Raw genomic sequence first — 13,791 nt, 5'->3', positions numbered from 1 at the left:
CCGCCATCAAGGCGATCATTCTCCGCGGGCGGCCGCAATCCCCCTACCCATCGGGGCGCGAACCACCCAGCCGCTAGCCCGCGCGGGCCGGAAGGCTGTCGAGCCTGCGCAGTATCACGCCCTCGCGCAGCGCCCACGGGCACACCTCCACGCGGTCCACCTCGAACAGGTCCATGGTCGCGTGTGCCACCAGCGCACCGGCGGCCAGCTGCACCGCCCTGCCTTCGGAGACGCCGGGCAGCTCGGAACGTTCCGACGCCGGCATCTCCGCCAGCCTGGCCGCCCACTCGGCCACCGCGTCCCTGGTCAGCGTGCGCGAGACGTAGCGGCCCTCGCTGGAGGGCGCGGCCCCGGCGATGCGGGCCAGCTGCCTGAACGTCTTGGAGGTCGCGACGGCCTTGTTCGGCTCGCCGTACCTGCTGACGTCGCCGACCGTGCGGGCGATCTCGGCGCGCACGTGCTTGCGCAGCCTGCGTACCTCGTCGGGGCTCGGCGGGTCGGCGGTGAAGCGGTCGCGGGTCAGCCTGCCCGCGCCGAGCGGGAGCGAGACGGCCACGTCCGGCTCCTCGTCGACGCCCGAGGCGATCTCCAGCGAGCCGCCGCCGATGTCGAGGGTGAGCAGCCTGCCCGCCGACCAGCCGAACCAGCGGCGGGCGGCCAGGAAGGTGAGCCTGGCCTCGTCGCGGCCCGACAGCACCCGGATGTCGACGTCGCAGCGCTCGTTGATCTCCGCGAGCACCTGTTCGCCGTTGGCGGCCTCGCGCACGGCCGAGGTGGCGAAGGCCAGGAAGTCCTCGACGCCCTTGTCCTCGGCGATCTGCAGGGCCTCTGCGACGAACTCGCCCAGCCTGGCGATCCCGCGCGCCGACAGCCGCTCGCCCGCCTCCAGGTGCTCCGACAGCCGCAGCTCGGCCTTGTGCGAGTAGGCGGGTATCGGCCGTGCTCCCCTGTGGGCGTCCACCACGAGCAGGTGAACGGTGTTGGAGCCGATGTCCAGAACGCCGAGTCGCATGGAAAGACGGTAGCGGATCCCGACACCAGCTCATGTCCGGCTGATCACCAATCGTCCCTTCGCGACATCACTGTCCGCGAGGTTCGCCGAAACCGGCCGGCCGGGAGCCCGACTCGCTCGCCGGACACAGCGCTTTCGCGCGGGCAGCCTTACTGTTGGCCGTATGTCAAGAACCCTACGACTGCTGGTCACCGGTGGCGGCACCGGTGGCCACACCTATCCGGCGCTCACCACCCTCGCGGCCGTCGCGCGCAGGCGCGTCCCGCACGACGTCCTCTGGGTGGGTACGGCCAGCGGCCTCGAGGCCCGGATCACCGCCGAGCACGGCATCCCGTTCAAGGCGATCACCACAGGCAAGCTCCGCCGCAGCCCCAACCTCCGTGAGCTGGCCACCAACGTCGCGGACGTCTTCCGCATCCCGCTCGGCGTCGCCCAGGCCGTGGGGCACGCCGCGCGTTACAAGCCGGACGTGGTGCTCTCGACCGGCGGCTATGTGGCGGTGCCGATCGGCCTGGCGGCCAAGTTGCTGCGCCGCCCGCTGGTCATGCACGAGCAGACCACGGTCGTCGGGCTGGCCAACCGCATCCTGGCCCGCATGGCCACCCGCATCGCGCTCACGCACGCCTCCTCGATGGAGCATCTGCCGCCGTCGGCGCGCGGCCGTGCCGTGGTGACCGGCAATCCGGTGCGGGCCGAGCTGCTGCACGGGGACCGGGCCGCCGCCTACGACCTGTTCGGGCTGACGTTCGAGGTGCCGCTGGTGTACGTGACGGGAGGGGCGCAGGGCAGTCTGCAGATCAACACGCTGATCTCGGAGATCCTGCCCAGCCTGCTCCCGCACGCCCAGGTCGTGCACCAGTGCGGGCCCGCCTGGATCGACCGCATGCGGGCGCTGTCCCTGCCCGAGGGGCTGGCCGACCGCTACCACCCGGTGCCGTACGTGGGCGCCGAGCTGCCCGACCTGCTGGCCGCGGCCGATGTGGTCGTCTCGCGCAGCGGCGCGGGCACCTTGTCGGAGCTGACGGCCGTGGGCAAGCCGTCGGTGCTGGTGCCGCTCATTCCCAGCAGCGGCGACGAGCAGCGCAGCAACGCCGCCTATCTGGCCGAGTCGGGCGCGGCCCGTGCGCTGCTGACGCCCAAGCCGTCGGGTGAGGCGCTGCTGGCCGAGCTCATGCCGCTGCTGGCCGATCCGTCGCTGCGCGCCACGATGGCCGAGGCCGCGCGCAAGCTGGGCCGCGTCGACGCGGCCGAGGCGCTGACCGACCTGCTGCTGGCCACCGCCCGCGACTGAACCGGCGCGGGGCGCCGCCGGTGGATTCCGGCGGCGCCTGCTCGGCCCGGCGTCAGGCCGCGCCCGGTCGTGGCTCCGACAGCGGGCGCATGGCCAGGCGCATCAGCGCCAGTGCGTTGTCGTCGCCCGCGATCCGGTTGACGCTGAGCTCGCCGCACTTCGAACAGCAGTGGACGATCATCCACTCGCCGTCCTCACGCACGCAGACGCTCAGCGCCGTCATGCGTCCCCGGCAGCCCGTGCGCCGGTCGCCGGGTACCCGGCCGTCGACGTGCAGGCTGGTCAGGCAGTGCGGGCAGTGGTTGCGGTGCACGGTGCCCGGCGCGGCGAGCGGGACGTCCATCCGGCATCCGGCGCAGCGGAACGCGTCGCCGCGCTCGCCTCCCGGCCCGTGCAGGACGTCCTTCGGCCGTTGCGGTGAGCGCTTGGGCGCTTTGCGGCGCGGCATCTCACAGGTCCCCGAACGTCTCTAGCGGGAACGGGGGCTGGGCGAGCGGCCGTACGGCCATCCGCATGAGGATGAACTGGTTGTCGTCGCTGCGGATGGGGCTGGAGGTCAGCTCACCGCAGCCCACGCAGCGGTGGACGATCATCCAGTCGCCGTCGCGCAGCACCGCGACGGAGATCGGGACCATGCGCGACAGGCACTCGGAAGGAGCGCCTTCGGCCTGGTCGTGGACGTGCCGCGAGTGCAGGCACCGGGGACAGTGGTTGCGTCGCACCCCGTCGGGGGCGATCACGGTGGTGGGCAGGCCGCAGCGGACACATGCGAACGTCTCGGTCCGTAGTACGGAACGTGCGTGAGACACCCTGGGTAACTCCTTGCTTGATCTCATGGAGACGAACGAGACGGGGCAAGGCGTGCCGAACGAGCCGGCCGGGCGAGCTGCTCAGACCTGGGTGGAGAAGGACTGCTGTCGCCTGCGGCGTGGCTGGGCACGCTCGGCGCTGGCCAGGGGCATACATCAACTGCTTTCTACGGCCGGGGCACGGCCGGGCACGTCGAGGTCGGGGAACGGTTCCGGACGCTAACAGCGCCGGCGCCACGGCCACAAACGGTTTTCCGCCGAGCTCCCGTGCCTGATGGCGGGCACGGCGCGTCGGCTTAGGATGCCGGTATGAGTGCCTCCGAGAACATTGCCCCCGAGAACATTGTGCGTGTGACGTCCGAAGCCGAGTTGCGGGAGATCGTCGGCCGGCCGAGCGAGCTGGTCCTGCGCAAGGACGTCGGGCGGCTCGACGAGCACGCCAGGGCGTTCATCGCGGCCTCGCCGTTCCTGCTGCTGGCCACCTCGGCCGCCGACGGCACCGTGGACGTCTCCCCGCGCGGCGAGCCGCTCGGCACGGTGCTCGCACTCGACGACAACACCCTCGCCATTCCCGACCGGCCGGGCAACCGGCGTTTCGACAGCCTGTCCAACATCCTGGGCAATCCTCAGGTCGGCCTGCTGTTCCTCATCCCGGGCAAGGAGGAGACCCTGCGGGTCAACGGCTCGGCCGCCATCGTGCGCTCGGCGCCGTGGTTCGACCGGATGGCGGTCGGCGGCAGGTCGCCCCTGCTGGCTCTCACCGTGGACGTGCGGGAGTGCTTCTTCCACTGCGCCAAGGCCTTCAAGCGCTCCGGCCTGTGGAAGCCCGAGACCTGGCCCGAGCACGGCAGCCAGGCGAGCCTGGGCCGCGTCCTGCGCGACCAGCTCGACCTGCGCCACAGCGCCGACGAGCTGGACGCCGACCTGGCCAAGGGGTACGAGAAGACGATGTACTGACACCAGCGCGCGTGCCGGGAGGCGCGCACGTCAGGACCCCGACCTGAGAAGTCGCTCGTAGTGCGGGGAAAGGGGGCGACTATTTCGGTATATGTCGCTATGTTGCTCGTCTAGGGGCGGCTCCTGGACGTGCTTCCTTCTTCTTCATCTACGAAATGGACCCAGCGCGTCCGCTCTCCGCCCCTTCTCCATGCCTGGATCCCGAAGGGGTGCCGGATGTCCGATCTCGCCGAGGTGTTGCTGCGGCGTCGCCGTGAGGTCGCACTCGGCCTCCTGGCCGCCGCCTCCGAACCGCAGGCGCCGGGACGGCGGGCGCCGGGCAGGCCGCGTTCGGTCCGGGCCGATATCCCGCTGGGCGTGCGCGCGCTGGAGGGCGAGCTGCTCCAGGCCGGATATGTCGTCTCGGCCGATCTGCACGCCGCCCTGAGCGCCCTGGCCAAGGACGACCTGGCCGCGGCCGGACGCGAACTCCTGCGCCTGGCGCTGCGCGAGGTGGGGGCCGACGCCGAGCACGTGCCGCTGTTTCGGCGCTTCCCCAAGAGTGTGCCCGCCGACACCGGCGACTTCTACGTCCGGCGGATGTTCGCCCTGCTCGTACAGGAGCCCGAGCGGCCGTGCGTGTTGTGCGGCACCGGATCGGTCGTGCACGCGGTCGCGCCGTGCGCCCATCTGGTGTGCGGGCGGTGCTGGGACGCCTCCGACTTCGGCGCGTGCCCGATCTGCCATCGGCGGCTCGACCCGAGCGAGCCCTTCCTCGTGCCGGACGCCAAGGCCCCGCGGTCCGGCGGCGGCGAGCCGGCACCGCTGCGGCCCCTGCGGCTGTGCGCCGACCCCCCGGCCTCGGCGCGTGAGCTGGCCGCCTCGATGCTGGCCCTGCGCACGCCGATGGCCGCCGACCAGCTCGCCGACCTGGTCACCCTGCTGGCCGCCTGCCCGTCCGACCTGGGCGGCTGGCTGCCCGCCGAGATCCCGGTCGCCGAGACCAGGGCCGTGGCCGTGGCCTGCCTGCTGCGCCGCGGCGGCACGCCTCCCGCCGGGATGGTGCGCACCGCCACCGACGTGCTGCGCCTGCTGTACGTCCTCATGGGCGCCGATCCCGGCCTGCGCGTGCGCCCGGCCAGGCGGTCGTCCCTGCCCAGGGCGCTGCGGCGGACGCTGCTCGCCCTGCTGGACGGCATGGCGGCGCCGTACCTGGTGGAGGACCTGCTGCGGCATCGGGAGCGGTGGAAGCACATGGCCGAGGTGCTGCACCCGCACGAGCACCACGCGCGTTACCCGACGGCGGCGCTGGCGTTCGCGGCGGTGCGCGGGAGCAGGCTGGAGGCGGGGACGGCGTTCGGGCGGGCCATGATCGAGCGGGCCGCGCGGGCCGGGTTCGAGGTGCGCGACGGGCGTGTCGTCGTACGGACCTGGGCCAGTGCGGTGGAGGCAGCGGTGGCGGGGCGCGAGGCCGAGACGGCGCTCGCGCTGCTGGCCCAGCGGCCGGGCGAGCTGATGCGGCGGCTGTCGCAGCTGTTGCGCAGCGCGCCCGACCTGCTGCGCGTGCCCGGCGCCGAGGCGACGATCGCGGCGGCGACGACGAAGGCGGCGCCCGGCGTGCTGCTCGGCGCGCTCGGGCAGTTGCGTGCCTGGCCCGGCGGCAAACGGCTCTTCCTGACCAGGAGCGCGTCCGCGCGTTTCCACACCGGCGCCGACGAGCGCCCGCCGCTGCCGTCCGGCACGGTGAGCGCCGCCGTCGCCCTGCTGGCCGGCGAGCTGACCCGCCGCGCCGCCGCGCTGCCGCCGCTGCGCCAGGTGCTGCTCGACGAGGGGGTGGCCGACCTGCTGGCCCCCACGTCCGACCGTTCGGCCTCCGCCGCGCTCACCCGGCTGGCCAGGGGCAGCACCCAGCCGCTGCCCCCCGGCCAGGTGCTGCGGTTGTTCCTGCATTGGATCGAGCCAACGGACGAACGCGTCGACCTGGACCTGTCCATCGTGGTGTTCGACGCCGCCTGGTCCTACGTCGGACTGTGCGACTACACCAGGCTGCGGCTGGACAAGGACGCCGCCGTGCACTCGGGCGACCTGACCTCGGCGCCGGGACCGCTGGGCTCGTCGGAGTTCGTCGACCTGGACACCGCCGCGATCCGCATGCTCGGCGGCCGTTACGTCGTCCCGGTCGTCTACAGCTTCAACAGTGTGCCCTTCGACCGGCTCGAACGTGGTTTCGCCGGGTTCATGAGCACGCCCGACGGCCTGTTCGACCCCTCGGCCGTACGCCAGCGCTTCGACCTGACCGGGCCCGCCAAGGTGCTGGTGCCGCTGGTGGCCGACCTGTGGGCGCGCAGGCTGCGCTGGGCCGATCTGAACCTGGCCGCCACCGGCCTGCACCACAGCGCCTCCCGCACCCACGGTCAGATCGCCGCGCTCGGCTCCGCCCTAGAGGAGTCGCATCCCGGCCGCGTGACCCTGTGGGAGCTGGCCTGCTGGCACGCCGCCGCCAGGGCCCGCCAGGTGCTGGTACGGCGGGCGGAAGGCGGGATCGTCGGCTACGAGCGGGCCGAGGACGAGTCGGCGAGCGCGTTCGCGGCCCGCCTGTCGGACCCGGCGCCGCCGTACGAGGGCGATCTGGGCGAGGTGGACCTGGCGGTGCTCGTCGACGGGGACGTGGGCGGGCTGGCGGCGGGGGCGTCGGTGTGCGCGTTGTACCCGGGCGCGCTGGACGGCGTCAGGGAGATCGACGCGGCCGTGCTGCTGGCCGAGCTGTCACCCGGCGGCGTGCAGGAGCAGGATCACGTCGTGCAGGGCCTGCCCGGTTGAGCCTTCGAGGCCGGACAGGTACGTCTTCACCTCGGCGACCAGGGCGATCGTCGCGGTGGGCGCCGGGGGCGAGAGGCGGTTCGCATAGCCCTGCGTGATCATGCCGGACACGTGCAGCGCGGCCTCGACCGGCAGCACCGGCAGTACGAGCACCGCCCTGGCCCGGCCCGAGACCACCTCCTCGGCCATCGCCACGAACGCGGCCCGCTGCTCGGCCAGCGGGCCAGGCGCCTGCCCGTGCGGCCGCGGCTGCAGCACCACCAGCCCGATCCCGTCGGCCAGCTCCTCCCCGAAGACCAGGCGCTCACCATCGCCGACCCGTGCGCCCGAAGGCCCGGGGTCGTGGCCGAGCGTGTCCTGGACGCGCAGGCGCGGCCCGGCGGCCGTGGTGAGCGCGTCGCCCACCACGTGCAGCACCCGGTAGCCGAGCAGTCCGCGTCTGGCGCTCGGCGGCTTGTGCTCGCGTGAGAGCTCGGCGGGCCCGACGAAGGCGTGCTTGAGCGCGGCCGTCCAGCCCCTGGCCACGCCCTGTCCGGCGTAGCCGCGCTGCCTGAAGACGACCAGCCGGGCCCGCGCCCCGACCGGCAGGCCCTCGCTCAGCCTGCGCTCCCACGGGTGGTCCTCCTGCACCTCGGCGGCGAAGATCCGCACGCCGATCGGGCCGCGCCGCCAGCGCCGCTGGGTGAAGTCCTCGACGCCGAGACTGATCGCGCCCTGGTCCGGCTCGATGCGGGGCGCGTGCGAGCGGGTCGAGCCGAGCGGGATCACCCGGTCGGCCATCGCGCCGACCCCGCCGTCGAACGTGGCCGCCGTCGAGTGCTCCTGCAGCCGCAGGCCCTCGTCGCCGTCCAGGTCGCGGCTGACCCAGATGGTGAAGGCGGGCGGATGGCCGACGGCCACCAGCCACCACACGCCCATGCAGACGAGTGCGACGCCCGGCACTGCGGCCAGCACGAGCAGCACGGCCGCCCTGAGCCCGCCCGAGGGCAGCGGCGCGGCCAGCAGCGCCAGGCCCACGCAGACCAGGCCGCTGGCGCTGCCCAGCCTGAGCAGGGAGTCCATGTCCTGGGTGGCGGCCGACACGCCGAACGCGGTGAAGATCACGGCCACCCCCAGCACCATCGCCAGCGGCGCGATCATCAGCGCCGTGCCGCCTTCGGAGACGCTCGGCACCAGGGCGAGCACCGCCCAGACCAGCCCGCCGACCGGCACCAGCCAGGCCAGGGACGGTCCCAGCAGCCCCAGCACCGAGCGCGGCCAGGTGAAGGTGGAGGCCCAGGTCCAGAACCCCTTCGTCGCGCCCCTCGGCTGCAGGCCCGGTTTGGCGGGCTCGGCGCTCTGCTCGTCGTGGGCGTCCTGGCGCGGGTGCGGGCGGCGTCCGCCGATCAGGTCCTGGGCGGCGCGCGACTCGGTGCGCCAGGTCGAGCCCTCGATCTCGGGCAGGCCGTTCAGCAGGTTGACGCGCTCGTCCCTGGCCCGCTGCAGGTGGGCCGAGCCGCCCGCGTCGGCCTCGGCGAGCAGGGCCAGCGTCCTGGCCTGGCGCGCGTTCTCCAGGTCGCCCGCCCTGGTGAGCAGGACGGCTGCGGTGGCCAGGCGGGTGGCGGCCTGTTTGGGCAGGCGCAGCCGGGTGGACTCGGCGCCGTACAGCAGCGCGCGTCCCCTGCCGCCCGGGGTCGCGGGGGCCGGGTCCAGGCCCAGGCGCAGCAGGTCGGCGTCGGACAGCAGCCTCGGCGACACCTCCGGCGGGCTCGCCGCCTGAGGGAAGAGCGCGGCGTACTCGGCCAGGTCGGCCGCGTGCTCGCCCGGCTCCACGCCCTCGGCCGGGGGCGGGAGGGGCTGGGCGAGTCTGGCGAGCGAGGCGCGGTCCTGGCAGCGCCACCAGCCGTGCCAGCTGCCCGCCTCGGCCGGGGTCGCCGGGCGCTCCTGCTGCACCAGCGTGCGCACCAGCCAGGCTTCGGCGCGCTCCCTCGGCGTGCCCGTGTACGACAGGGGTTCGAGGCCGAGCACCCATGCCCGCGTGCGGGAGCGGCGGGAGAGCTCCAGCTGGGCGCATCGGCAGGCCTCGATGAGGTCGGGGTCGTCGCCCTGCTCGACGACCTGGTTGATCCTCGCGCGCAGCAGGCGCTGGCCGGTCTCGGGGTCTCCGGCGACGCCGTACGCCTCGGCCAGCTCGACCGTCAGCGGCCTGACCCGGCCGCGCAGCCAGTGCGCGTCCGGCCTGGTGAGATGGCCGCCCACCTCGGCCAGGTCGTCCAGGTCGTGCGCCTCGACGCGCTGGTGGCCGAGTTCGTAGGCGAGGGTGAGGGCGAGCAGGCGTTCGGCGTCGTGCAGGTGCGGGCGTTCGCGGGCCTGGTCGCGCCAGTGCCGCCAGGGCAGGGCGGTCAGGCCCTCCTCACGCCTGGTCGCGACGTACAGGCGGGTCAGCCTGCACCGGTCGGCGAGCGCCTGGGGAGCCACCCAGTCGGCCGCCGGCGCGCAGGCCGTGCGCTGCGCCTTCTCGGCCAGCTCGACGGCCTGGTCGGCGAGCGCCGCCGCCTCCTCCAGGCGGCAGGCCCACATCTCCACCAGGGCCTGCCTGGCCAGCAGCAGCGCCATGGCGTCGGGGCCGAGCCTTCCGGCGAGCGCGCGCAGCAGGCTCGCCTCACGCGTGGACGGCTCCCGCTGCGAGGTGAGGGCGGCGAAACGCTCCTGGTCGGGGTCCGGCCAGTCGACGGCGCGTTCGAGCGCGGCCACCAGGGCGTCGGCCGGGGCGTCGGCCAGCACGTCGAAGACGGGGGCGAGCGAGCCGGTCGCACCGCAGGCGATGCCGCCGAGCACGCCCCTGGCCCGCAGCACGGCCGCCAGCTCCCGGTCGGGATGCCTGGCCGCCAGCTCGGCCACCGCCTCCCACGCCCGGCCGACGGCGGCGTCCGGCCCTCCGGTGCGCAGCAGCGCGGCGGCCTGGGTGGCGCGTACGGCGGCCAGCACGGTCGGGCCGTCGCCGCCCTCGATCGCGGCGGCGGCGCGCGCGGCGACCTGGGCCGCCCAGCCCCAGTGGCCGCCCGCGACCACGCGCTCCTCGATCCGCCGCCACAGCCGGCCCGCATCGGCGGCGGGCAGCAGCCGCAGCGCCGCCTCGACGGTCTCGACCGGCACGTCCGGCAGCGGCGTCGCGTCCACCACGTCGGCGGCGTCGCGGGCCAGCCTCGGCCCGTCCGTCACGCCGAGCGCCGCGCGCAGCCGTTCGCGCAGATGCTCGTCCACCTCGATCACGCGGGCCCGCCCGTCCGCGCCGAGCGAGACGACGTGCACCCACTCCTGGGCCGCGAGCCCGTCGAACACCACCCGTGGGTCCAGGCGCTTGCGGCGCAGCGCCGGGGTGACGAGGTCGAGGTCGAAGCGCCCGAACGCCACCGCGACCTCCAGCGCGTCCCGCAGGTCGAGCGAGGCGATCCTGCCGATGATGCGCCAGTTCACATACGGGTCGCCCGGCGCCCGCAGCAGCTCGCCCGCGTCCATGTCCGGCTCGGCCGCCGCCCAGTGCCCGTAGGCGGCGAGCTCGAACGGGTTGAAGCGCCCGTCCGGCTGTCCGGCCCTGGCCAGCACCGCCTCCCGCAACGCCGCGGGCAGCCCCGGCGCCCTTCCGGCCAGGTAGGTCTCGGCCTCCTGCCGGGTGAACCCGCCCATCACCTCCACCCTGACGTACGGCCTGGCCGACAGCAGCGGGCCGTCGGGATGCGGGACGCCGGGCGGCGGGCGTACCAGCCTGCGGCGGCCCGCCAGCACCACCCGCAGGCCGGGCACGGCCTCGTGCAGCAGCTCCAGCAGTCTGAAGGTGTGCTCGACGCCCGGCGCGGCCGAGCCGGGAGGGTACAGCTTGGCGAGCTCCTCGCACGTGTCCAGGACCAGGACGACACGGCCGGGCAGGGTGGCCAGGAAGGCGGCGAACCCGCTCGCCATCCGGCCCAGGAGGCCCTCGACGTGCGCGGGGTCGGGGGCGCTGCGTGCCAGCTCCTCGTGCAGGGCGATCGCGGTGTCCTCGAAGGCCCGGTGCCCGGCGCCCGTGCCCGGCCCGTGCCCGACCAGCTCGGCGGCCAGGGCGTGCAGCACCTCGCCGGGGCGTTCCTGCGGGTAGCGGGGGTCGAGGTGGTCGAAGTCGACCCTGGCCACGGTCAGGCCGGGCAGGCCGTGGTCGGCGGCGAACCTGCCGGAGGCGAGGTATCTCAGCACCATCGTCTTGCCGGTGCCGCCGCCGCCCAGCAGGTGCAGCGCCCACGGCCCGTCGCCGGTGATCACCTCGGCGAGCGCCGTCTCCGCCTCACGCCTGCCCAGGTAGTGGCGCAGGTGGTTGAGGTCGTCCTCGGTGCGGGCCAGCCGTTCGACCCGCCAGCCCGCCCTGCGCGCGTTGTCGGCGTGCGCTCCGGCGAGCACGTCGCCGAGCACCTGGGCGGCGGTGACGAGCGCGGTGGCCGAGGCCAGGTCGCCCGCCGCGATGCGCTCGTCGACGGCCGCGGTGAGCGCGCCTCCCGTGCTGTCGTGGCGCAGCCCGGCCACCCGCGTCCAGTCCGCCGCCGCGCCTTGGACGGCGAGCTCGGCCGCGAGCGAGCCGACCACGTCGTCGAGCCCGTCGCCGAGCCGCTCGCGCAGGTAGGCGGCCAGCGCAGGGCGCAGCGACGAGCGCACCCAGAACGCCTCCTGCCTGCGCCCCCTCGGCCCCAGCAGCCTGCGCCTGTCCACGACGCCGATCGCCTCCAGCCGGTCGAGCAGCTCCCGCAGGTCGCCGGTGAGCGCCACGCCCGCCGCGAGCTCCTCGGTCCACTCGGGCAGCAGGGCGAGTCTGGCCAGCACCCGGGGCTCGAACCCGGACAGGCGGCGGGCCAGCTGCTCGCCCGCCGCGCGCGACAGCTGCTCCTCGAGTCCGGCCCGGGTCATCCGAACCTCTCCACATACCGCGCGTAGGTCTCGTCGTCGTCGTCGGAGATCAGCAGTCTGAACTTGCGCATCATCCTGGCCGCCAGGTAGAGGTCGGTGTCGACGACGGTGGGGTTGCCCTTCAGCATGCCGAACGTCTCGCGCAGGTCGTCGGGGTCGGCCGTGCGGTCGGCGACGTACACCTTGCGCAGGTCGGGTTCGGCGTCACGCAGCCACGGGTGCAGCAGCACCCACTGGAAGCCGAGCACGGCCTCCTCCTCGCCGAGCGGCGCCAGCTCGGGGAAACGGTATCCGCGTCTGCCCGCGTGCTCCTCGCTGAAGGACTTCAGCAGCCGTCCGTGCCCTTCGGTGAGCGAGGCGGTCGCCACCAGCGGCACTGGGCACTCGTCGGTGCCCAGGCCGGTGCCCCTGACCATCTCCAGCAGCGGGCCGAGCGCGGCGAACTCGTGCAGGTCGTCGGCGAACACCGCGACCCTGGTGTGGGCGCCGAACGGCTCGCCCGCCAGGCCCAGGTCGCGGCCGAGCGCGGCCAGGTCGGCGGCCAGCCTGCGCCTGACGATCTGCGGGCGCAGCGGGGCGCGGTCGGCGCCGAACTCCTCCAGCGCGTCGTACAGGTCGTCGTAGCCGGAGGCGGGAGCGCCCAGCGTGGTGAGCGAGGGGGCGGGGCGTTTGAGCAGGTCGGCGACCATGATGGCCTGTTCGAGCACGCTCTTGACCAGCTCGCGCAGCGTCGCGGGCGGCGCGGCGCCGTACGGGCCGAGCAGGAGCGGCACGTGGCCGTCGCGCAGCAGTCTGAAGGCGGCCTCGCGCAGCAGGCGGGTGCCGCCGAGGCGGCGGATGGTGCCGTCGCGGCGGGCCAGGACGAAGCCGAGCCGTTCGCGCGCGCCCTGGCTGAACAGGCCGTCCGACAGCGAGAGGATCTCGCTCCTGCCGATGTAGACGGGCGGTTTGCGCAGGTCGAGGTCGTCGGCCAGCTGGGCCACCCGCATGGCGCTCACCGGGTCGGTGAGGCGGTGCGAGGCGGGCACGGACGAGGCCAGGTACAACGTGGGCATCGCCCAGTCGAGGCGTTCGGTGGCGTGCTCGACGCCGACGAGCGCCGCCCGCCTGCCCTTCGCCGCCGCCTCGGCGATCGGCTCGCCGTCGTGCATGGCGTGCACCAGGCGCCGCGTGTAGAGGCGGCAGGCCCGTTCGGCCACCTCGCCCGCCATGGCCGACACGATGGGCACCCCGGCCGCGACGAGCCCGGCCGCCAGCGGCGCCATGCCGGGTCCCGCCCAGCCGGTGTGGCAGGCGCTGAGCACCACCGCCCGCAGGCCGCCTCCGGCGGTGAGCGCCGCCGCCAGTCGTTCGCCGGTGACGTCGCCGCGCAGGTCGAGCACGGGCCTGCCGTCCTCGTCGAGGCGGCCGTGCGCCACCAGGTGCACGATGTCGGGCCGGAAGGCGGCGCACACGTCGGCCAGTTCGGGCGCGCTGACGCCCTGCGCGATCCTGGTGACCGCCAGGCCCTCGGTGTCGAAGGCGCGCAGCAGGCCCATGAACATCGCGCCCGGCCTGATCACGTCGTCGGTGAGCTCGGCCCCGACGGCGAACAGCACCCTCGGCGTCCTGGTCACGGTCTCGGGTTCGGCCTGCGCGCTGGGCACCACCCTGGTGACGGCGACCAGCAGGTCCGGGTGGGCGGCCAGGTGCCCGCGACCGTCGTGCATGGCCTCCCACAGATGGGTGTGCAGCGGGTCGCCGGGCGGCCAGAGCAGGGCGAGCTCCACACCGCCCGCCCGGCTCACCTCGGCCGCGCCGGTGATGGCCGTCCAGGCGGGCCCCAGCAGCGCCGTGTGCAGGGTCCTGCCGTAGTGCTCGACGTCGGCCCTGCTCGTCGTGCCGTCACGCAACCTGGCGACCAGGGCGGGGTCCAGCTCGATCGGACCGAGAGGGTACGGCTGCGCCGCCTCTGTGCTCACCATGCCATCGGCGACGGTGACGTGCACGCGGGGCAGGCTCACCGGCCCATC

8 protein-coding genes are annotated in these 13,791 nt (G+C 74.5%); 3 read left to right on the top strand and 5 right to left on the bottom strand.

Annotation, left to right across the window (positions count from 1 at the left end):
• Positions 1-73: 73 nt before the first annotated feature.
• Positions 74-1,012 (bottom strand): Ppx/GppA family phosphatase, encoded by a 939-nt coding sequence (locus ACTWNK_RS20620; RefSeq protein ID WP_474306011.1) that lies wholly within the window; start codon positions 1,010-1,012, stop codon positions 74-76.
• A gap of 163 nt (positions 1,013-1,175) precedes the next feature.
• Here ACTWNK_RS20620 and ACTWNK_RS20615 point away from each other — a divergent pair, with 163 nt between their 5' ends.
• Positions 1,176-2,303: a UDP-N-acetylglucosamine--N-acetylmuramyl-(pentapeptide) pyrophosphoryl-undecaprenol N-acetylglucosamine transferase gene (locus tag ACTWNK_RS20615; RefSeq protein WP_474306010.1), complete on the top strand. Its 1,128-nt coding sequence runs from the start codon at positions 1,176-1,178 to the stop codon at positions 2,301-2,303.
• Between the two features lie 52 nt (positions 2,304-2,355).
• On the opposite strand, the gene ACTWNK_RS20610 is transcribed toward ACTWNK_RS20615, so the two are convergent.
• Both ACTWNK_RS20610 and ACTWNK_RS20605 read right to left on the bottom strand, forming a co-directional pair.
• On the bottom strand, positions 2,356-2,751 hold the full coding sequence (locus ACTWNK_RS20610; protein ID WP_474306009.1) for an RNHCP domain-containing protein: 396 nt from the start codon (positions 2,749-2,751) through the stop codon (positions 2,356-2,358).
• Between the two features lies 1 nt (position 2,752).
• On the bottom strand, positions 2,753-3,112 hold the full coding sequence (locus ACTWNK_RS20605) for an RNHCP domain-containing protein (protein ID WP_474306008.1): 360 nt from the start codon (positions 3,110-3,112) through the stop codon (positions 2,753-2,755).
• A 351-nt stretch (positions 3,113-3,463) separates the two neighbouring features.
• Here ACTWNK_RS20605 and ACTWNK_RS20600 point away from each other — a divergent pair, with 351 nt between their 5' ends.
• Together ACTWNK_RS20600 and ACTWNK_RS20595 are read left to right on the top strand one after the other, a co-directional pair.
• On the top strand, positions 3,464-4,069 hold the full coding sequence (locus ACTWNK_RS20600) for a pyridoxamine 5'-phosphate oxidase family protein (protein WP_474306007.1): 606 nt from the start codon (positions 3,464-3,466) through the stop codon (positions 4,067-4,069).
• Positions 4,070-4,285: 216 nt separating this feature from the next.
• Positions 4,286-6,868, top strand: a complete 2,583-nt coding sequence (locus ACTWNK_RS20595) for an MXAN_6230/SCO0854 family RING domain-containing protein (RefSeq protein ID WP_474306006.1) — start codon at positions 4,286-4,288, stop codon at positions 6,866-6,868.
• Here ACTWNK_RS20595 and ACTWNK_RS20590 read toward each other — a convergent pair.
• Positions 6,815-11,779 carry a hypothetical protein gene (locus ACTWNK_RS20590; RefSeq protein WP_474306005.1) on the bottom strand — a complete coding sequence of 1,655 codons (4,965 nt, stop codon included), beginning with the start codon at positions 11,777-11,779 and terminating at the stop codon, positions 6,815-6,817. The genes ACTWNK_RS20595 and ACTWNK_RS20590 overlap by 54 nt on opposite strands.
• Positions 11,776-13,782 (bottom strand): CHAT domain-containing protein, encoded by a 2,007-nt coding sequence (locus ACTWNK_RS20585; protein WP_474306004.1) that lies wholly within the window; start codon positions 13,780-13,782, stop codon positions 11,776-11,778. Before ACTWNK_RS20585 ends, ACTWNK_RS20590 begins: the two co-directional genes overlap by 4 nt.
• Positions 13,783-13,791 lie beyond the last annotated feature (9 nt).

Source organism: Nonomuraea sp. IBHARD001 (assembly GCF_056106265.1).
This window is presented reverse-complemented; position numbering and strand designations above follow the sequence as displayed.

What these genes read in the sequence shown, in the direction of transcription:
- ACTWNK_RS20620 (WP_474306011.1), bottom strand. Translation starts at nt 1,012, where the DNA reads ATGCGACTCGGCGTTCTGGACATCGGCTCCAACACCGTTCACCTGCTC.
- ACTWNK_RS20615 (WP_474306010.1), top strand. Translation starts at nt 1,176, where the DNA reads ATGTCAAGAACCCTACGACTGCTGGTCACCGGTGGCGGCACCGGTGGC.
- ACTWNK_RS20610 (WP_474306009.1), bottom strand. Translation starts at nt 2,751, where the DNA reads ATGCCGCGCCGCAAAGCGCCCAAGCGCTCACCGCAACGGCCGAAGGAC.
- ACTWNK_RS20595 (WP_474306006.1), top strand. Translation starts at nt 4,286, where the DNA reads ATGTCCGATCTCGCCGAGGTGTTGCTGCGGCGTCGCCGTGAGGTCGCA.
- ACTWNK_RS20590 (WP_474306005.1), bottom strand. Translation starts at nt 11,779, where the DNA reads ATGACCCGGGCCGGACTCGAGGAGCAGCTGTCGCGCGCGGCGGGCGAG.